The sequence below is a fragment of the Streptomyces sp. SKN60 genome (genome assembly GCF_026236535.1).
Taxonomy (GTDB): domain Bacteria; phylum Actinomycetota; class Actinomycetes; order Streptomycetales; family Streptomycetaceae; genus Streptomyces.
Genome location: NZ_JAHTMW010000022.1, coordinates 77,350 through 94,818 on the forward strand (window position 1 = coordinate 77,350; position 17,469 = coordinate 94,818).

The following is a 17,469-nucleotide window of genomic DNA, read 5'->3' on the forward strand; positions in this document are numbered from 1 at the left end:
GGCAGCCTAGGGCGGGTCCTACGGGACCCGCGCCGTCCACTCCGGGGTCGAGAACTTCGTCTCGGCCAGCTCCTTGGCGAGCGTCAGCTCCTCCTCGGTGAGGCTGCCCTCGGCGAGGCCGTAGCGCGCGCGGAAGGAGGCGATCATGCGCTCGATGACCGCTTCGCGGGGCAGACCGGTCTGGCGGCGCAGCGGGTCGACGCGCTTCTTGGCGCTCTTGGTGCCCTTGTCGGACAGCTTCTCGCGGCCGATCCGCAGCACCTCGGTCATCTTGTCGGCGTCGATGTCGTACGCCATCGTCACGTGGTGCAGCACCGCGCCCTCGCCGGCGACCATCCGCTTCTGCGCGGCGCCGGCGATCTTGCCGGCCTCGGTCGCGATGTCGTTCAGCGGCTGGTACCAGGCCTTGACGCCCATGTCGCCGAGCGCGCCGAGCACCCAGTCGTCCAGATACGCGTAGCTGTCGGTGAAGGACAGGCCCTGCACGAGGGCGTCGGGGACCGACAGGGAGTACGTGATGGTGTTGCCCGGCTCGATGAACATCGCGCCGCCGCCGCTGATCCGGCGGACCACCTCGATGCCGTGCCGCTCGGCGGCCTCCGGGTCCACCTCGTTGCGCAGGGACTGGAAGCTGCCGATGACCACGGCGGGGGAGGCCCACTCCCAGACCCGCAGGGTCGGCGGGCGGCGGCCCGCCGCGACCTCGGCGGTCAGCACCTCGTCGAGCGCCATGTGCAGGGCGGGGGACTGCGCCGGCTCGTGGATCAGCTGCCAGTCGTAGTCCGTCCAGTCCGTGGCGTGCGCGAGCGCCCGGCGCACCGCGACCCCGATGCCCTCGGTGGTCAGGCCGAACATCTGGGTGCCCGGCGGCAGCGCCTGGTCGATGCGGGCCGCGAGCCCGGCCGCGTCCGTGTCGGCCGGCGCGCCCTCCAGGGCCCGGTCGATCGCCAGGATCGCCTCGTCGGGTTCGAGGAAGAAGTCGCCCGCGACCCGGACCCGGCGCAGCACGCCGTCCGCCACGTCGAGGTCGACCACGACCAGCTTGCCGCCCGGGACCTTGTACTCGCCGTGCACGGGCCCTCCCTGGAGTCGACACGGATGCATGGGGTGAACGCGATCAAAGCGTACTCGTGGCCGCAGGGTCGTCCCGTGGTTGTCCACAGGTCGCCGCAGCGATCCCGGAACGTCAGACGGGTGTGGTGGGATGGACGCATGACCGAACGAAGCGTGACGACACGGGACACGAGGGCGACCACGGACGACGACTTCCTCGCCCGGCTGCTCGCCGGCGACACCACCGAGGTGGAGGAGGCCGTCCGCAAGGCGGCCGCGGTCGAGATCATGCCGCGCTTCCGGCAGCTCGACGCCGCCGAGATCGACCAGAAGAACGGGCCGCACGATCTGGTCACCGTCGCCGACCGGGCCGCCGAGGCCCATCTGACCGCCTCCCTCACCGCGCTGCTGCCCGGCTCGGTGGTGGTCGGCGAGGAGGCCGTGCACGCGGACCCGGCGACATACGAGGCGCTGAAGGGCGACGCGCCGGTCTGGATCGTCGACCCGGTGGACGGCACCCGCCAGTTCGTCCGCGGCGAGGACGGCTTCTGCACCCTGGTCGCCCTCGCGCTCCACGGCGAGCTGCTCGCCTCCTTCACCTTCGCGCCCGCCCTGGACGAGTTCGCCGTCGCGGTGCGGGGCCGCGGCGCCACGCTGAACGGTGAGCCGATACGGGCCGGGGCGCCGGCCGCGGGAGCGGTCCTGGAGGTCGCGACCTCGCACCCCGACTACACCACCCCGGACCAGAAGCGGGCCCTGCTCGGCCTGCGCACCGAGGGCGTCCGCCCGCGCCCCTGCGGCTCGGCCGGCCTGGAGTACCTGGCGGTGGCCCGGGGCGCGCTCGACGCCGTCGCCTTCTCCTGGGAGTACGCCTGGGACCACGCCGCGGGACTGCTCCTCCTGGAGGAGGCCGGCGGCACGGACCTGACCCTCACCGGCGAGCGCTTCCGGATCGCCGGCGGCAACGCCCTGCCGTTCACGGCGGCCCGCGACACGGCCACCGCCGACCGGATCCGGTCACTCCTCGGGGCCGGGTAAGTCCCGTACGGGGCCGGGAATATGCTGGGATCCTTGGCCGGCCGACGAAGGAGTCCAAGGTGCCGTCGATGCTCGATGCCGTCGTCGTGGGGGCGGGGCCCAACGGACTGACCGCAGCCGTGGAGCTCGCCCGGCGCGGCTTCTCGGTCGCCGTCTTCGAGGCGAAGCCGACGGTCGGCGGGGGCGCCCGCACCGAGGAGCTCACCCTGCCCGGCTTCCGCCACGACCCCTGCTCGGCCGTGCACCCGCTCGGCATCGGCTCGCCGGTCTTCAACACCATGCCGCTGGACCGGCACGGCCTGGAGTGGCTGCATCCCGAGCTGCCCATGGCCCACCCCTGGGACGACGGCACCGCGGCCGTCCTCTCCCGCTCCGTCGCCGAGACCGCGGCCTCACTCGGCCCGCGCGACGCCGGCGCCTACCGGCGGCTCGTCACGCCGTTCCTGCCGCACTGGGACAGCCTGTTCCGGGACTTCATGCAGCTGCCGCTCACCGCGCTGCCGCGCGACCCGGTCACCCTGGCCCGGTTCGGCCTCGCCGGAGTGCAGCCGGCCACCTGGCTGCTGCGCCGCTTCCGCGACGAGAAGGCCCGCGGGCTGTTCGCCGGGCTCGTCGGCCATGTCATCGCGCCGCTCGGCGGCCTCGCCACCAGCGCCGTCGGCCTGGTCTTCGCGATCGCCGCGCACGCGGCCGGCTGGCCGCTGCCCCGGGGCGGCTCCCAGTCGATCTCCGACGCCCTCGCCGGGTATCTGAAGGAGCTCGGCGGCGCCGTCCACACCGACTTCGAGGTCAAGCGGCTCGACGACCTCCCGCCGGCCCGCGCCTATGTCTTCGACACCTCGCCCACCGCCCTGGCCCGGATCGCCGGCCTCGGCGCCACCTATGACGGCTACCGCTACGGCGCCGCCGCGTTCAAGATCGACTACGCCCTGTCCGGGCCCGTGCCGTGGACCAGCGAGGCCGCCCGCAGGGCCGGCACCGTCCAGATCGGCCCCACCATGGGCGAGATCGACACCGCCCTCCACCAGGCCTCCGGCGGCACCGCCCCCGACACCCCGTTCCTCATCACCGCCCAGCCCAGCCTGGTCGACCCGAGCCGCGCCCCCGAGGGCAAGCACGTCTTCTGGGCCTACGGCCATGTCCCCAACGGCTGGCGCGGCGACCTCACCGACGCCATCGAGCGGCAGATCGAGCGCTTCGCGCCCGGCTTCCGCGATCTGATCCTGGCCCGCGCGACTGCCGGGCCGCCCGAACTCGCCGCCCGCAACCCCAACTACGTCGGCGGCGACATCGCCTGCGGCGCCGCCCGCGGCCTGCAGCTCGTGCTGCGCCCCAAACTCTCCCTGTTCCCGTACCACACCCCGCACCCGGCGGTCTTCCTCTGCTCCTCCGCCACCCCGCCCGGCCCGGGCGTCCACGGCATGTCCGGCCACAACGCCGCCAAGGCCGTCTGGCGCCGGCTGCGCACCCCCGCCGGGCGTTGACCGCCGCCGGTCGTCGGCACCCCTCGTAATCCGGATGTCCCGGCGGCCCGGCGGCGCGAGGATGGAACCATGAGCACCGCATCCGACCGACCCGACCGGCCCGAGATCGTTCTCGTCCGTGGCGACATCACCGAGCAGGACGCCGACGTCATCGTCAACGCCGCCAACTCCTCGCTCCTCGGCGGCGGCGGAGTCGACGGCGCGATCCACCGCAAGGGCGGCCCCGCCATCCTCGACGCGTGCCGCACGCTCCGCGCCGGCCACTACGGGCGCGGCCTCCCCACCGGCGAGGCCGTCGCCACCACCGCCGGAAACCTCGCCGCCCAGTGGGTCGTCCACACCGTCGGCCCGGTCCACAGCACCCAGGAGGACCGCTCCGCGCAGCTCGCCTCCTGCTACCGCGAATCCCTGCGCGTGGCCGACGCGTTGGGCGCCGAGACCGTCGCCTTCCCGGCCATCTCCACCGGCATCTACGGCTGGCCGATGGACGACGGCGCCCGTATCGCCGTCGAGACGGTCCGGGCGGCGCGGACGTCCTCCGTACGGGAGGTCCGCTTCGTGCTGTACGACGCGGCCGCGTACGCCGAGTTCGAGGCCGCGCTCTAGGGCCTGTCCGGAAAGTAGCTCCCCCTGGCTTCGCCGGGAGGTACCCCCAGTCTGCCCGCAGGGCAGGGCTCGCGGTGTCTGGTGCGTGCGATCGCAAGGCGGAGGAGGGAGACATGGCTTGCCATGGCGACCGACGACAACGCGGTGGGGGCACCTCCCGTGCCCGAAGGGCTACGGGGGAGTGCGTGCCAGGCGCCGCGTGCCAGGCGGGACTTTCCGGACAGGACCTAGGAGGCGGGGGAGGCCGGGCGTCCGTACCCCGGGCGGTCCGAGTGGTCCTTGCCGTGCCCGGCCCACGAGTAGAGGTGCAGGACCAGGCCGTCGGGGTCGCTGAAGACGAGCAGCCAGCCGATGCTCGCCTCGATCACCGGCGAGTGCTCGACGCCCAGGGCGTCCAGATGGGCGGCCCACGCCTCGGCGTCCGCGCGGTCCCGGATCGCGAAGGACACCGGATCGAAGCCCTCGCAGCCCCGGGCCGCCTCGGGGTTCTCCCGGAGGGCGACGAGCGTGCCGTCCAGGCCGGGCATCGTGCCCCCGACCCCGCGCACCACGCCGTCGTCGTCCGGGAACTCGATCGTGGTCCGGAAGCCGAGGACCCGGCCGTACCAGTCGAGGGAGCGCGGGAGGTCGGTGACGGGGATCTTCACATGGTGGATTCCGGCGAGTTCCGGCATGGCGGGCCTCCTCGGGCCGTGTCCCTCGGGCCTGGTCCCTCGGCCCTTGTCATTCACCGCAGTGACGCTGCGGTGAATTGCTTCTAGACTCCTCCTCATGGCAGACCCCGTCAAGACAGCCCCGCCAGGGCAGGCCGATCCGGGCAAACGGCCCTACGCCTCGCCGAAGCGCGCCGCGGCCGCGGCCCGGACCCGTGCGCGGATCCGGGAGGCCGCGGGCCGGCTGTTCGTCGAGCAGGGGTACGCGGCGACCCGGATGCGGGAGGTCGCCCGGGCCGCCGGGGTGGGGGAGCGGACCCTCTACGACGCCTTCCCGACCAAGGCCGCGCTGTTCGGCCACGCCCTCGGCGTCGCCACCGTCGGCGACGAGGAGCCGGTGGCCGTCGCGGACCGCCCGGAGTTCAAGGAGCTCGGCGGCGAGACCGACCCGGCCGAGACCGTCGACGCCCTGATCGCCCGCACCGCGGAGCTGCTCGACCGGGCCGGCGACCTGATCATGGTGAGCGTGGAGGCGGCCGGCGCCGACCCCGACATGCGGGCCGCCGCCGACGCCGGAGCCGCCGCCACCCACGCCGTCTACCTCCGGCTCGCCACCGCCCTGCACGCCCGTGGCGCGCTGCGCCCCGGCCTCGACCCCGCCCGGGCGGCGGACGTCCTCTTCGCCGTGGTCTCCCCGCACGTCCACCAGCTCCTGCGGCGCCATCGCGGCTGGTCGGCCGCCGCGTACCGGGACTGGCTGCGCGAGCTCGTCGCCGCCCAGCTGCTCGCGCCGGAACACCGGTCGGGCGCGGAACACCGGCCGGGCGCGGAACGCCGGACGGGTGTGGAGCACCGGCCGGGCGGCGGCCCACGTTGATGTCGTTTTCCTGCCAGCCCGGCCCGCCCGCGATCACCCATCCTTGAAGACATGCACACCGACACCGAGCGCTGCGTGCGGGCCGTCCAGTCGAAGGACGCCCGCTTCGACGGCGTCTTCTTCACCGCCGTCCGCACCACTCGGATCTACTGCCGGCCCAGTTGCCCCGCCGTGCCGCCCAAGGCGCAGAACATGGAGTTCCACCCCACCGCCGCGTCCTGCCAGCGGGCCGGCTACCGGGCCTGCAAGCGCTGCCGGCCCGACACCAGCCCCGGCTCGTCCGCCTGGCACGCCCGCGCCGACGCCGTCGCCCGCGCCGTACGGCTCATCCAGGACGGCATCGTCGACCGCGAGGGCGTCCCCGGGCTCGCCGCCCGGCTCGGCTACTCCACCCGCCAGATCGAGCGCCAGCTGCTCGCCGAACTCGGCGCCGGACCCCTCGCCCTCGCCCGCGCCCAGCGCGCCCAGACCGCCCGGCTGCTCATCGAGACCACCCCGCTGCCCATGGCCGAGATCGCCTTCGCTGCCGGTTTCGCCTCGATCCGCACCTTCAACGACACGGTCCGCGAGGTCTTCGCCCTCACCCCCGGCGAGCTGCGCGCCCGCGCCACCCGCCCCCGCAAGGCGCCCGCCCTCGCCCCGGCGCCCGCCCCGGCCCCCGGGACGATCACCCTGCGGCTGCCGTTCCGCGCCCCGCTCGAACCCTCCAACCTCTTCGGCCACCTCGCCGCCACCGCCGTGCCGGGCGTCGAGGAATGGCGCGACGGCGCCTACCGCAGAACCCTCGCCCTGCCGTACGGACACGGCATCGTCGCCCTCGCCCCGCGCGCCGACCACGTCCTTTGCCGGCTCTCGCTCACCGACCACCGCGACCTCACCCACGCCATCAGCCGCTGCCGCCGGCTGCTCGACCTCGACGCCGACCCCGTCGCCGTCGACGGGCAGCTCCGCGCCGACCCGCTGCTCGCGCCGCTCGTCGACGCCGCGCCCGGCCGGCGGGTCCCGCGTACGGTCGACGCCGCCGAGTTCGCCGTCCGCGCCGTCCTCGGCCAGCAGGTGTCCACCGCGGCCGCCCGCACCCATGCCGCCCGCCTGGTCACCGCGCACGGCGTGCCTGTCGACGACCCCGAGGGCGGCCTCACCCACCTCTTCCCGACCCCCGCCGCGCTCGCCGGGCTCGACCCCGAGACCCTCGCGCTGCCCGGCAGCCGCCGCACCACGCTGCTCACCCTCGTCGCCGCCCTCGCCGACGGCAGCCTCGCGCTCGGACCGGAGACCGACTGGACCGAGGCCCGCGAACGGCTGCGCGCCCTGCCCGGCTTCGGCCCCTGGACCACCGAGGTCATCGCCATGCGGGCGCTCGGCGACCCGGACGCCTTCCTCCCCGGCGACCTCGGCATCCGGCGTGCCGCCGAGGGCCTCGGCCTGCCCGCCGCCCCGGCCGCGCTCACCGCCCGCGCCGCACGCTGGCGGCCCTGGCGCGCCTACGCCGTCCAGTACCTGTGGGCCACCGACAGCCACCCCATCAACCACCTGCCCGCGTAAGGAACCCGCTCATGCCCACCGTGACGCACACGGTCGTGGACAGCCCCTACGACCTGCTGACCCTCGTCGCCGTCGACGGCGTCCTCAGCCGTATGTACATGACCGACCAGCGGCACCGGCCACCGGAGGAGACCTTCGGCGAGCCCGACCCGCGCCCCTTCACCGAGGCCGTGCGCCAGCTCGACGCGTACTTCGCGGGCGAACTCACCGAGTTCGACCTGCCGTTGCACCTCGTCGGCACCCCGTTCCAGCTGCGCGTCTGGGAACAGCTCCGGCTGATCCCGTACGGGGAGACCCGGACCTACGGCGAACTCGCCGACGCCCTCGGCAGCCCCGGCGCCTCACGCGCGGTCGGCCTCGCCAACGGCAAGAACCCGGTCACCATCATCGTCCCCTGCCACCGGGTCATCGGCTCCGGCGGCAACCTCACCGGCTACGGCGGCGGCCTCGCCCGCAAGCAGCGCCTGCTCGCCTTCGAATCGGGCACCGCCGAACCCGACGCCCTGTTCTGACCCGGCCTGACGGGCCTAGGTCCTGTCCGGAAAGTCCCGCCTGGCTCGCGGTGTCTGGCACGCACTCCCCCGTAGCCCTTCGGGCACGGGAGGTGCCCCCACCGCGTTGTCGTCGGTCGCCATGGCAAGCCATGTCTCCCTCCTCCGCCTTGCGATCGCACGCACCAGACACCGCGAGCCCTGCCCTGCGGGCAGACGACGCTACTTTCCGGACAGGCCCTAGCGCAGCCGGTCGAGCAGCGCGGGCAGCGCCGTGCCGATCGGTTCGCGGACGACCTCGGTCGCGACCGGGTCGTACGGGGTCGGCTCGGCGTTCACGATGATCAGGCGGGCGCCGTGCTCGGCGGCGATGCCGGCGAGGGAGGCGGCCGGCTGTACCTGGAGGCTGCTGCCGACCGCGAGGAAGACGTCCGCGGCCTTCGCGATGGACATCGCGTTGCCCAGGACCACCGGGTCGAGCCGCTCCCCGAACATCACCGTCGCCGCCTTCAGGATCCCGCCGCACGCCCGGCACGCCGGATCGTCCTCACCGGCCTGCACCCGCGCGAGGGCCTCCGCCATCGGCGAGCGCGCGTGGCACGCCGTGCACACCACCGCCCGGGCGGAACCGTGCAGTTCGAGCACCTTCCGCTCGGACACCCCCGCGGCCTGGTGGAGCCCGTCGATGTTCTGCGTGATCACCCGCAGCGCGTGCCCGCTCTTCTCGAACGCGGCGATCGCACGGTGCGCCACGTTCGGCTGCGCGGCCAGCACCTCCCCGTCCAGCCGCATCCGCCACGAAAGGCGCCGCACCTCCGGGTCGGCCATGTACGGCCCGTAGGTGACGAGCCGCTCCGCCTCGGGGTCGCGGGTCCACATCCCGTTCGGCCCCCGGTAGTCGGGAATCCCCGAGTCCGTCGAGATGCCCGCCCCGCTGAGAATCGCCACCATGGTCATGCGGCGAGCGTAGGCGGGCCGGAAGCCCTCCCGCGAACGGATTTGGAGCTGCTAGCGTCCCCGCATGCCCAAGGTCAGCATCTCCCTCGACGCCGAACTCGTGGTCGAGGTCATGGTCCTCGCCGGCATCGGCAACCCGCAGGACGCCGTTGAGGCGGTCGTCCGCGACTACATCGCCCACGGCCACCGCACCGAGGCCCGCACCGCCTCCCGCGAGGAACCCCTCCGCACCGGCCGTCTCACCCCGCCGGAGCCGGACCAGGGCTGAACGCCCGGCGCCCCCACCCCGCCGTCACCAGCACGAACCCGCCGAAGGCAAGCAGCCGTTGCAGCCCGGCCTGCTCGGCGAGCGAGCTGTCGAGCAGGCCGTACACGGCGTAGCCGTTCGCCGCCAGATCCGTCGCCGTCACCGCGAGCAGCAGGTCCACCCCCGCCCGCCGCCCGCGCACCAGCAGGACGGCGGTCAGCGGGTCGAGCACGGCCAGGGCCGACCAGTACAGGTCGAGCCAGGGCGGGGCGAACGCGGCGTGCGCGAAGGGCCCGTGGGACACCAGGTCCCCGACATGGGTCACCGTGCCGACCAGCAGACCGGCGACCCACACCGCCACGACCACCACCCGCACCGCCGCGCGGTTCACCGCGTGGCCGGGCGGCCGTTCTCCAGTTCCACCGCGCCCCGGCCCGCCGTCAGCGCGTCGAGGGCGGCCAGGACCCGGTGGCCCAGGCTGCCCGGCAGGTGGGCGGGGAGCTCCGCCGGGGGCACGAGCTTCCAGGAGATCAGCTCCTCCTCCTGGAGCCGGATCTGCGCGAACCGCTCGTCCGGCAGCACTCCGCCGTCGAACAGGTACGCCACCAGCGGTGGACGGTCCGCGCCCGGCACCCAGTCGACGGCGAGCAGCGCGCCGAGCTCCACGTCCAGGCCGATCTCCTCCGCCGTCTCCCGGCGGGCCGCCTGGCGCGGCGATTCGCCCGTGTCCGACTCGATCGTGCCACCCGGCAGGGCCCAGCCCTCCCGGTAGTTCGGCTCGACGATCAGCACCCGGCCGGCCGCGTCCCGGAAGAGGGCGGCGGCACCGGCCAGGACGCGCGGCAGGCCCGCGATGTACGTGGCGTAGTCAGAGGTCGTCATCCCGTCAGCGTAGCCAGCCGCAGCGTCCGCTCCGCCAGCTCGCTGATCCGTACCCCGTCGAAGCCCGTCACCGCGCTGCGCACCCGGTCCCGCAGCGGCTCCGACCACTGCGGCGGGATGGCCGCAGCGCCGCACAGCACGCCGGCCACCGAACCGGCCGTCGCCCCGTTGGAGTCGGTGTCCAGACCGCCGCGCACGGTCAGCGCCAGGGTGCGGGTGAAGTCGCCCTCGCCGTACAGCAGCCCGGCGGTGAGCACCGCCGCGTTCGGCACGGTGTGGATCCAGCCGGACCCACCGGTCTCCCGGCGCAGCTCGGCCAGCGTCTCGGACCACGCGACGCCCGCCTCGTACAGCGCCACGGTGTGCCGTACGGCGCGGGCGAGCCGGCTGCCGGCCGGAATCCGCTCCAGGGCGGTGCCGAGCGCCGACCGCGCGTCGGGCGCGGTGAAGGCCGCGGCGACCAGGGCGGCCGCCCACATCGCCCCGTACACCCCGTTCCCGGTGTGCGAGAGCACCGCGTCGCGGCGGGCCAGCGAGGCGGCCCGGCGCGGATCGCCGGGCGAGGTCCAGCCGTACACGTCCGCCCGGATCAGCGCGCCGATCCACTCCTGGTACGGATTGTCGTACGTGGCGGTCAGCGGCGGCTTCAGCCCGTTCGCCAGGTTCCGGTACGCCACCCGCTCGGCCGTGAAGGTCTGCAGATACGGCAGCCGCAGCAGCCACAGCTCGCCGACCTGCTCGGTGCTGAAGTCGAAACCGCGGGTCTCCAGGAGGTGCAGGCCCAGGATCGAGTAGTCGACGTCGTCGTCGCGGCAGCTGCCGTTGATCCGGCCGCGCACGCACTGCGGCCACTCCGGCCGCAGCTCGAAGCCGTCCGCGCCGGCCGCGGGCGGCGGCGGGAAGTAGTCGGTGAGCGGCAGGGCGTCCGTGAGCCGCAGATACGCGTCGATCCGCTCGGGCGTCCAGTGGTCGCCGCGCTCGACCGGCTTGCCGAGCATGTTCCCGGCGATCCGTCCGGTCCAGCCGCCGAGGATCCGGTCGGCGAGCTCGCCGCGCCCGAGCCGGACGGGGCCACCGCCCGTGACACCGGCCGCGACCTCGCCCATGACTTCGCTCATGCCTCCGGTCTAGCCGACGGGCCGGGCCGGCGCGCGCCGACCCGCCCACTCGGCCCCACCGGGCCCCGGGCCACACCGCCCCCCCGGCCTCATGTCTCGTCGCCGACCATCACCCGCACCGCGTCCCGCACCCCGTGCGTCGCGTGGTGCCGGGCCGGTCCCGCGCCCGGGTCCTCCCGCAGCTCCTTGAGCAGCGCCCAGCACAGCCCCAGCATCACGAGCACGAACGGCAGCGCCACCAGGATCGTCGCCGTCTGCAGCGAGGTCAGCCCGCCCGCGACCAGCAGCACCGCGGCCACCGCCGCCATCAGCACGCCCCAGGCCACCACCAGCCAGGTCGGCGGGTGCAGCGCGCCGCGGCTGGTCAGCGAGCCCATCACAAGGGAGGCCGAGTCCGCGCTGGTCACGAAGTACGTCATCACCAGGAGCATCGCGACGTACGAGGTGACCGTGCCGAGCGGCAGCGCGTCCAGCATCGCGAACAGCGAGGCCTCCGCCCCGTCCTTCACCGCCCCCGCCAGATCCGCGGCGCCCGTCGAGTCGAGCCGGATCGCCGTGCCGCCCATCACGCAGAACCAGATCACCGTCGCGCCCGAGGGCACAAGCAGCACCCCGAACAGGAACTCGCGGACGGTGCGGCCGTGCGAGATCCGGGCGATGAAGGTGCCGACGAACGGCGCCCAGGACAGCCACCACGCCCAGTAGAAGATCGTCCACGCGCCCAGCCAGGTGCGGTCCGTGAACGCGCCCGTGCGGCTCGCCATCGGGAGCAGCTGGTGCAGATAGCCGCCCACCGAGGCCGGGATCGTGTCCAGGACGTACACCGTCGGGCCGAGCAGGAACACGAACACCATCAGCGCCGCGGCCAGCACGATGTTCAGCGTCGACAGCCACTTCACGCCCTTGTGCAGCCCGGAGAACGCGGACAGCACGAAGGCCGCCGACAGCGACACGATGATGACCAGCTCGGTGGTGGTCGAGTCCGCGACCCCGGCGGTGATGTTCAGGCCCTCCGCGACCTGCAGGGCCCCCAGACCGAGGCTGGTCGCCGTCCCGAAGACGGTCGCGAACACCGCGAGCAGATCGACCGCCCGGCCCGGCCAGGAGCGCGCCCGCCGCTCGCCCATGAGCGGCACGAACGCGGCGCTCAGCGTGTTGCCGCGGCCCTTGCGGAAGCCCGCGTACGCCAGGGCGAGGCCCGCGATGCCGTAGATCGCCCACGGGGTCAGCGTCCAGTGGAAGAACGAGTACTCCATGGCCGTGCGGGCCGACGCGCCCGACTGCGGCGGGACCCCGCTCGCCGGGGGCGGGTTCAGATAGTGCTGGAGCGGTTCCCCCACCCCGTAGAACATCAGGCCGATGCCCATGCCGGCGCTGAACATCATCGCGATCCACGCGAGATTGGAGAACTCCGGCTCCGAGTCGTCCGCGCCGAGCCGGATCCGGCCGAAGCGGCTGAGCGCGATCACCACGCACAGCACCAGGAAGACGTCGGCGGCGGTCACGAACAGCCACGCGAAGTTGTCCAGGACCCAGCGCAGCGCCGAGGACGAGGCGGTGTCGAAGGAATCCTTGCCGAGCGCCGCCCAGCCCACGACGGCGACGACGGCCGCCATCCCGATGCCGATGACCTTCAGGTCGGGGCGGGGGCTCGGCCCGCCGCTCGGCCCGCCGCTGTCTCCGCCGCTGTCTCCGCCGCTGTCTCCGCCGCTTTGATCGATCAATTCCGTGCTCACCGGCCCCACTATGGTGCGGAATATCGCCTTATCAGGGGGTGGCACGCCGTCTTCCGGTACGGATAGGGTCGGCCCTGGCGCGACTGCCTGTTCGAAAGCAAGGGATGCAAGGTGACGGACGGAGCAGTAACTGAGGTCGCACGCGTGCTCGTCGCGGCCGACAAGTTCAAGGGCTCGCTCACGGCCGTACAGGTCGCGGAGCGGGTCACAGCAGGTCTGCGACGGGTCGTCCCGGAGCTCGAGGTGGAGACGCTGCCCGTCGCCGACGGGGGCGACGGCACCGTGGCCGCGGCCGTGGCGGCCGGGTTCGACCGGCGCGAGGTCACCGTGACCGGGCCGGTCGGCGAACCGGTCACGGCCGCGTTCGCGCTGCGCGGGACCACCGCGGTGGTGGAGATGGCGGAGGCCTCCGGCCTCCAGCTGCTGCCCCCCGGGGTCTTCGCCCCGCTCACCGCCACCACGTACGGGTCGGGCGAGCTGCTGCGCGCCGCGCTCGACGCCGGCGCCACCACGATCGTCTTCGGCGTCGGCGGCAGCGCCACCACCGACGGCGGCGCCGGCATGCTCGCCGCGCTCGGCGCGGTGTTCCTGGACGCGGACGGCGATCCGGTCGGCCCGGGCGGCGGCGCCCTCGCCGACCTCGCCTCGGCGGACCTGTCGGGCGTCGACCCGCGCTTCGCGGGCGTCGAATTCGTCCTCGCCAGCGACGTGGACAACCCGCTGACCGGCCCGAAGGGCTGCGCGGCGGTGTACGGCCCGCAGAAGGGCGCGACCCCCGAGGACGTCGAGACCCTCGACACGGCCCTCGCGCACTACGCGCGGGTCCTGGAGAAGGCGATCGGCCCCAAGGCCGCCGAGCTCGCCGCCTCCCCGGGCGCGGGCGGCGCGGGCGGCATCGGCTACGGCGCGCTGCTGCTCGGCGCGAGCTTCCGTCCCGGCATCGAGCTGATGCTGGACGTGCTCGGCTTCGCCCCCGCCCTGGAGCGCGCCACCCTGGTCATCACCGGCGAGGGCTCGCTCGACGAGCAGACCCTGCACGGCAAGGCCCCGGCGGGCGTCGCCGCGGCCGCCCGCGCGGCCGGCAAGGAGGTCGTCGCGGTCTGCGGCCGCCTGGCCCTCACGCCCGTGGCCCTGGGCACCGCCGGCATCCGCCGCGCCTACCCGCTCACGGACCTGGAGCCGGACCCGGCCAAGTCCATCCCGAACGCGGGCCCGCTCCTGGAGCAGGTCTCGGCGAACATCGCGCGGGACTTCCTGGCGTAGGCCGCCCCGGCAAGCCGAGACCCATACGGAAAGCCCGGACCATACGGAAGGGCCCGGACGCTTCCGCGTCCGGGCCCTTCCGTTCGTTCCATCCGCTCCACCGCGGCTACCGCAGCTGTGCGGCCTCCGCCTGGCGGGCCTCACGGCTCTCACGCCGGTTGTCGCGGAAGGTGTTCACTCGCCGGGCCGTCGCGAAGAGGGGGATCACGGCGCCCATCACCACCTGCAGCGCGCAGCCGGTCTGAAGGAGGAACTGTCCGCCCGGAGCGTCGAACGCCCATGCGGCCAGCATGGCCATGGCGCCGACGATCCAGCTGAGCATGGCCACCGCGAGGACACCCCGCGGCTTCGGGTACTCGACCCGGCTCACCATCAGCCAGGCGACGCCGATGATCGCGAGCAGCGTCGGGATGAACGGCAGCTCGAGCAGGACGATCGACACGACGGTCAGCGCGCCGAAGGGGCTCGGCATGCCCTGGAACATGCCGTCCTTCATCGTCACGCAGGAGAACCGGGCGAGTCTCAGCACCACCGCGAGCAGCACCAGGACCGCGGCCACGGCCGAGACCTTCTGCTGCGCGCCGGGCGTGACCATGCCGTACACGAGTACGAAGTAGGCCGGGGCGAGACCGAAGCTGATCAGGTCCGAGAGGTTGTCGAGCTCGGCACCCATCGGCGAGCTGCGGAGCTTGCGCGCCACGATGCCGTCGAAGAGGTCGAAGATCGCCGCGGCCAGCATGAGGATCACGGCGGTGGCGGCGCTGTTGCGCGCCATGCCGGTCTCGCTGCTGCCGGTGAGGTGCGGGATGAGGATGCCGGTGGTGGTGAAGTACACCGCCATGAAGCCGCACGTGGCGTTACCGAGCGTGAGGGCGTCCGCTATGGACAGCCTCAGCGACAGCGGCATCTCCTCGGCGTCGTCGGCGTCCGCCTCCGACTCGGCGACCCATTCGGCCGCCCGTGTGTCGGGATCAATCACGGTCAATGCGAGTCACCCCCGCAGTCGTGGGCTGACCGACCTCGACCGCGACCTCGACACCCTCGGGGAGGTAGATGTCGACCCGCGAACCGAAGCGGATCAGCCCGATCCGGTCACCCTGCTCGACCTTCGTCCCCTGCGGGATGTACGGCACGATCCGCCGGGCCACGGCGCCGGCGATCTGCACCATCTCGATGTCGCCGAGCTCGGTGTCGAAGTGCCAGACAACGCGCTCGTTGTTCTCGCTCTCCTTGTTGAACGCCGGCACGAAGCCGCCGGGGACGTGCTCCACGGACGTCACCGTGCCGGCCAGCGGCGCGCGGTTGACGTGGACGTTCAGCGGGCTCATGAAGATGGCGACGCGGGTGCGTCCGTCCTTCCACGGCATGATGCTCTGCACCACGCCGTCGGCGGGCGAGATGACCCGGCCCTGGGCGATCTCTCGCTCGGGGTCGCGGAAGAACCACAGCATGCCGGCCGCGAGAGCGGTGGCCGGCACGGCGATCGCCTTGGCGCGCGTCGACTTGCGCGAGCGCGCCAGGCTGAGCGCCGCGGTGGCGACGGTCGGCAGAAGCCACGGCGATGCTCCGCGAGCGATGCGTACGCCCTTGAGGCGGTCGCGGTGTGCAGAGGTTTGGCTGTGGGGCATGGATGACCTTCGTAGCGGATGATGCCGCGCTGGAAACACGGGGACGGCGGCTTTCGGGCGATGCTATCGGTTGCGGGCCGCAACTGGGCAAGCCAGAAGCCGAGTCGGCGGCCGGAAGACGAACACAGGGTGTGATCTTCTTCGCGGCCAAACCGACCCAAATCCGACAATCAACCCTGGAAGCGGTACTCCTCGAGCAACCGTCGACCAATGATCATTTTCTGGATCTCGGCGGTACCTTCGCCGATGAGCAGCATCGGGGCTTCGCGGTAGAGGCGCTCGATCTCGTACTCCTTCGAGAACCCGTAGCCACCGTGAATGCGGAACGCATCCTCGACGACCTCCTTGCAATATTCGGAGGCGAGGTACTTCGCCATCCCTGCTTCGAGGTCGTTTCGTTCCCCGGAGTCCTTTTTGCGTGCTGCGTTCACCATCATGGCATGAGCGGCCTCGACCTTGGTAGCCATCTCGGCAAGCTTGAACTGAATCGCCTGGTGCTGGGCGATCTGCTTGCCGAAAGTGTGACGCTGCTGGGCATACTGGACGCCGAGTTCGAAAGCACGCTGCGCGACGCCACAGCCACGGGCCGCGACATTCACACGGCCGACTTCCACGCCGTCCATCATTTGGTAAAACCCTCGGCCGGTGACGCCGCCGAGGACCCGATTGGCCGGAATGCGCAGTCCGTCCATGATGAGTTCGGTCGTGTCGACGCCCTTGTAACCCATCTTCTCGATCTTGCCCGGAATGGTGAGGCCGGGGCGGACCTCTCCGAAGCCGGGCTCCTTCTCGACGAGGAAGGTCGTCATCGACTTGTGCGGGGCCGTGCCCTCGGGGTGGCCTTCGTCACTTCGGACGAGAACGGCCACCAGCGTTGACGTGCCGCCGTTCGTCAGCCACATCTTCTGGCCGTTGAGGACGTACTCGTCGCCGTCCTTGACCGCCTTCGACGTGATCGCCGACACGTCCGAGCCGAGACCCGGCTCCGACATCGAGAACGCGCCGCGCGTCTCGCCGGCCGCCATCCGCGGCAGGAAGTAGTCCTTCTGCTCCTGCGTGCCGTGCTGCTTCAGCATGTACGCCACGATGAAGTGGGTGTTGATGATGCCGGAGACCGACATCCAGCCGCGGGCGATCTCCTCCACGCACAGCGCGTAGGTGAGCAGCGACTCACCCAGGCCCCCGTACTCCTCGGGGATCATCAGACCGAAGACGCCGAGCTCCTTCAGCCCGTCCACGATCTGCTGCGGGTACTCGTCGCGGTGCTCCAGCTCCGTCGCGACCGGGATGATCTCCTTGTCGACGAAGTCCCGGACGGTGGAGAGGATCTCCTGCTGGACGTCGGTCAGACCGTGGGTCTGGGCGAGTCGCGCCATGACTACTTCCCCTGTTCCTTCAGCTCGGGGCGGCCGGGCTGCTCGCCGCCGCGCGCGTCGATGTACTCGGCGGTCGGGACCATGACCTTGCGGCGGAAGACGCACACCAGGGTGCCGTCCTGCTTGTAGCCCTTGGTCTCGACGTAGACGATGCCGCGGTCGCTCTTCGACTTCGACGGCGTCTTGTCCAGGACGGTCGTCTCGCCGTAGATGGTGTCGCCGTGGAAGGTCGGCGCCACGTGGCGCAGCGACTCGATCTCCAGGTTGGCGATGGCCTTGCCGGAGACGTCCGGGACGGACATGCCGAGCAGCAGCGAGTAGATGTAGTTGCCGACGACGACGTTCTTCTTGAAGTCCGTCGTGTTCTCCGCGTAATTCACGTCCATGTGAAGCGGGTGGTGGTTCATCGTCAGCAGACAGAAGAGGTGGTCGTCGTACTCGGTGACCGTCTTCCCGGGCCAGTGCTTGTAGACGGCGCCGATCTCGAACTCTTCGTAGGTGCGGCCGAACTGCAT

The 17,469-nt window shown here is 72.6% G+C and carries 19 protein-coding genes; 8 read left to right on the top strand and 11 right to left on the bottom strand.

Going from position 1 to position 17,469, the window contains the following annotated elements; genetic code table 11:
* Positions 1–18 precede the first annotated feature (18 nt).
* On the bottom strand, positions 19–1,074 hold the full coding sequence (locus KV205_RS29855) for a biotin/lipoate A/B protein ligase family protein (RefSeq protein ID WP_265867857.1): 1,056 nt from the start codon (positions 1,072–1,074) through the stop codon (positions 19–21).
* A 138-nt stretch (positions 1,075–1,212) separates the two neighbouring features.
* Here KV205_RS29855 and KV205_RS29860 point away from each other — a divergent pair, with 138 nt between their 5' ends.
* The 3 genes from KV205_RS29860 to KV205_RS29870 all read left to right on the top strand — a co-directional run bounded on the left by KV205_RS29860 (position 1,213) and on the right by KV205_RS29870 (position 4,181).
* The gene (locus KV205_RS29860) at positions 1,213–2,091 is read left to right on the top strand and encodes an inositol monophosphatase family protein (protein ID WP_265867858.1); all 879 of its coding nucleotides are present in this window, start codon (positions 1,213–1,215) and stop codon (positions 2,089–2,091) included.
* Between the two features lie 59 nt (positions 2,092–2,150).
* Positions 2,151–3,575, top strand: coding sequence for an NAD(P)/FAD-dependent oxidoreductase (locus tag KV205_RS29865; RefSeq protein ID WP_308404114.1), 1,425 nt, complete (start codon positions 2,151–2,153; stop codon positions 3,573–3,575).
* A gap of 69 nt (positions 3,576–3,644) precedes the next feature.
* Entirely contained in the window at positions 3,645–4,181 is a 537-nt protein-coding gene (locus KV205_RS29870) for an O-acetyl-ADP-ribose deacetylase (RefSeq protein WP_265867860.1), read from the top strand.
* A 227-nt stretch (positions 4,182–4,408) separates the two neighbouring features.
* Here KV205_RS29870 and KV205_RS29875 read toward each other — a convergent pair whose 3' ends face one another.
* Positions 4,409–4,855 (bottom strand): VOC family protein, encoded by a 447-nt coding sequence (locus tag KV205_RS29875; protein WP_265867861.1) that lies wholly within the window; start codon positions 4,853–4,855, stop codon positions 4,409–4,411.
* Positions 4,856–4,952: 97 nt separating this feature from the next.
* Between KV205_RS29875 and KV205_RS29880 the strand changes: the two genes are divergently transcribed.
* Genes KV205_RS29880 through KV205_RS29890 form a run of 3 tightly spaced genes read left to right on the top strand, consistent with a single transcriptional unit; the run spans position 4,953 to position 7,768 of the window.
* The gene (locus KV205_RS29880) at positions 4,953–5,711 is read left to right on the top strand and encodes a TetR/AcrR family transcriptional regulator (RefSeq protein WP_265867862.1); all 759 of its coding nucleotides are present in this window, start codon (positions 4,953–4,955) and stop codon (positions 5,709–5,711) included.
* Positions 5,712–5,762: 51 nt separating this feature from the next.
* A complete protein-coding gene (locus KV205_RS29885) occupies positions 5,763–7,256 on the top strand; it encodes an AlkA N-terminal domain-containing protein (protein ID WP_265867864.1) in 1,494 nt (497 codons plus the stop codon).
* An 11-nt stretch (positions 7,257–7,267) separates the two neighbouring features.
* Positions 7,268–7,768: a methylated-DNA--[protein]-cysteine S-methyltransferase gene (locus tag KV205_RS29890; protein ID WP_265867865.1), complete on the top strand. Its 501-nt coding sequence runs from the start codon at positions 7,268–7,270 to the stop codon at positions 7,766–7,768.
* Positions 7,769–7,987: 219 nt separating this feature from the next.
* On the opposite strand, the gene KV205_RS29895 is transcribed toward KV205_RS29890, so the two are convergent.
* Entirely contained in the window at positions 7,988–8,704 is a 717-nt protein-coding gene (locus KV205_RS29895; RefSeq protein ID WP_265867866.1) for a Sir2 family NAD-dependent protein deacetylase, read from the bottom strand.
* Positions 8,705–8,768: 64 nt separating this feature from the next.
* Here KV205_RS29895 and KV205_RS29900 point away from each other — a divergent pair, with 64 nt between their 5' ends.
* The gene (locus KV205_RS29900) at positions 8,769–8,972 is read left to right on the top strand and encodes a DUF2191 domain-containing protein (protein ID WP_265867867.1); all 204 of its coding nucleotides are present in this window, start codon (positions 8,769–8,771) and stop codon (positions 8,970–8,972) included.
* Here the strand turns inward: KV205_RS29900 and KV205_RS29905 are convergent.
* The 4 genes from KV205_RS29905 to KV205_RS29920 all read right to left on the bottom strand — a co-directional run bounded on the left by KV205_RS29905 (position 8,944) and on the right by KV205_RS29920 (position 12,567).
* Positions 8,944–9,342: a hypothetical protein gene (locus tag KV205_RS29905; RefSeq protein WP_265867868.1), complete on the bottom strand. Its 399-nt coding sequence runs from the start codon at positions 9,340–9,342 to the stop codon at positions 8,944–8,946. The two genes, KV205_RS29900 and KV205_RS29905, sit on opposite strands and share 29 nt — an antisense overlap.
* Positions 9,339–9,833 carry an NUDIX hydrolase gene (locus KV205_RS29910; RefSeq protein WP_265867869.1) on the bottom strand — a complete coding sequence of 165 codons (495 nt, stop codon included), beginning with the start codon at positions 9,831–9,833 and terminating at the stop codon, positions 9,339–9,341. The genes KV205_RS29905 and KV205_RS29910 overlap by 4 nt, the downstream gene beginning before the upstream one ends.
* Positions 9,830–10,939, bottom strand: coding sequence for an ADP-ribosylglycohydrolase family protein (locus KV205_RS29915; protein WP_265867898.1), 1,110 nt, complete (start codon positions 10,937–10,939; stop codon positions 9,830–9,832). Before KV205_RS29915 ends, KV205_RS29910 begins: the two co-directional genes overlap by 4 nt.
* A gap of 101 nt (positions 10,940–11,040) precedes the next feature.
* On the bottom strand, positions 11,041–12,567 hold the full coding sequence (locus KV205_RS29920; RefSeq protein ID WP_265867899.1) for a BCCT family transporter: 1,527 nt from the start codon (positions 12,565–12,567) through the stop codon (positions 11,041–11,043).
* 231 nt (positions 12,568–12,798) lie between these two features.
* Here KV205_RS29920 and KV205_RS29925 point away from each other — a divergent pair, with 231 nt between their 5' ends.
* A complete protein-coding gene (locus tag KV205_RS29925) occupies positions 12,799–13,950 on the top strand; it encodes a glycerate kinase (protein ID WP_265867870.1) in 1,152 nt (383 codons plus the stop codon).
* 106 nt (positions 13,951–14,056) lie between these two features.
* Here the strand turns inward: KV205_RS29925 and pssA are convergent, their stop codons facing one another.
* The 4 genes from pssA to KV205_RS29945 all read right to left on the bottom strand — a co-directional run bounded on the left by pssA (position 14,057) and on the right by KV205_RS29945 (position 17,469).
* On the bottom strand, positions 14,057–14,929 hold the full coding sequence (gene pssA / locus KV205_RS29930) for a CDP-diacylglycerol--serine O-phosphatidyltransferase (RefSeq protein ID WP_265867900.1): 873 nt from the start codon (positions 14,927–14,929) through the stop codon (positions 14,057–14,059).
* Positions 14,922–15,578, bottom strand: coding sequence for a phosphatidylserine decarboxylase (locus tag KV205_RS29935; protein ID WP_265867872.1), 657 nt, complete (start codon positions 15,576–15,578; stop codon positions 14,922–14,924). Before KV205_RS29935 ends, pssA begins: the two co-directional genes overlap by 8 nt.
* A gap of 170 nt (positions 15,579–15,748) precedes the next feature.
* Positions 15,749–16,954 carry an acyl-CoA dehydrogenase family protein gene (locus KV205_RS29940; RefSeq protein ID WP_265867873.1) on the bottom strand — a complete coding sequence of 402 codons (1,206 nt, stop codon included), beginning with the start codon at positions 16,952–16,954 and terminating at the stop codon, positions 15,749–15,751.
* 2 nt (positions 16,955–16,956) lie between these two features.
* Positions 16,957–17,469: a MaoC family dehydratase gene (locus tag KV205_RS29945; RefSeq protein WP_128981445.1), complete on the bottom strand. Its 513-nt coding sequence runs from the start codon at positions 17,467–17,469 to the stop codon at positions 16,957–16,959.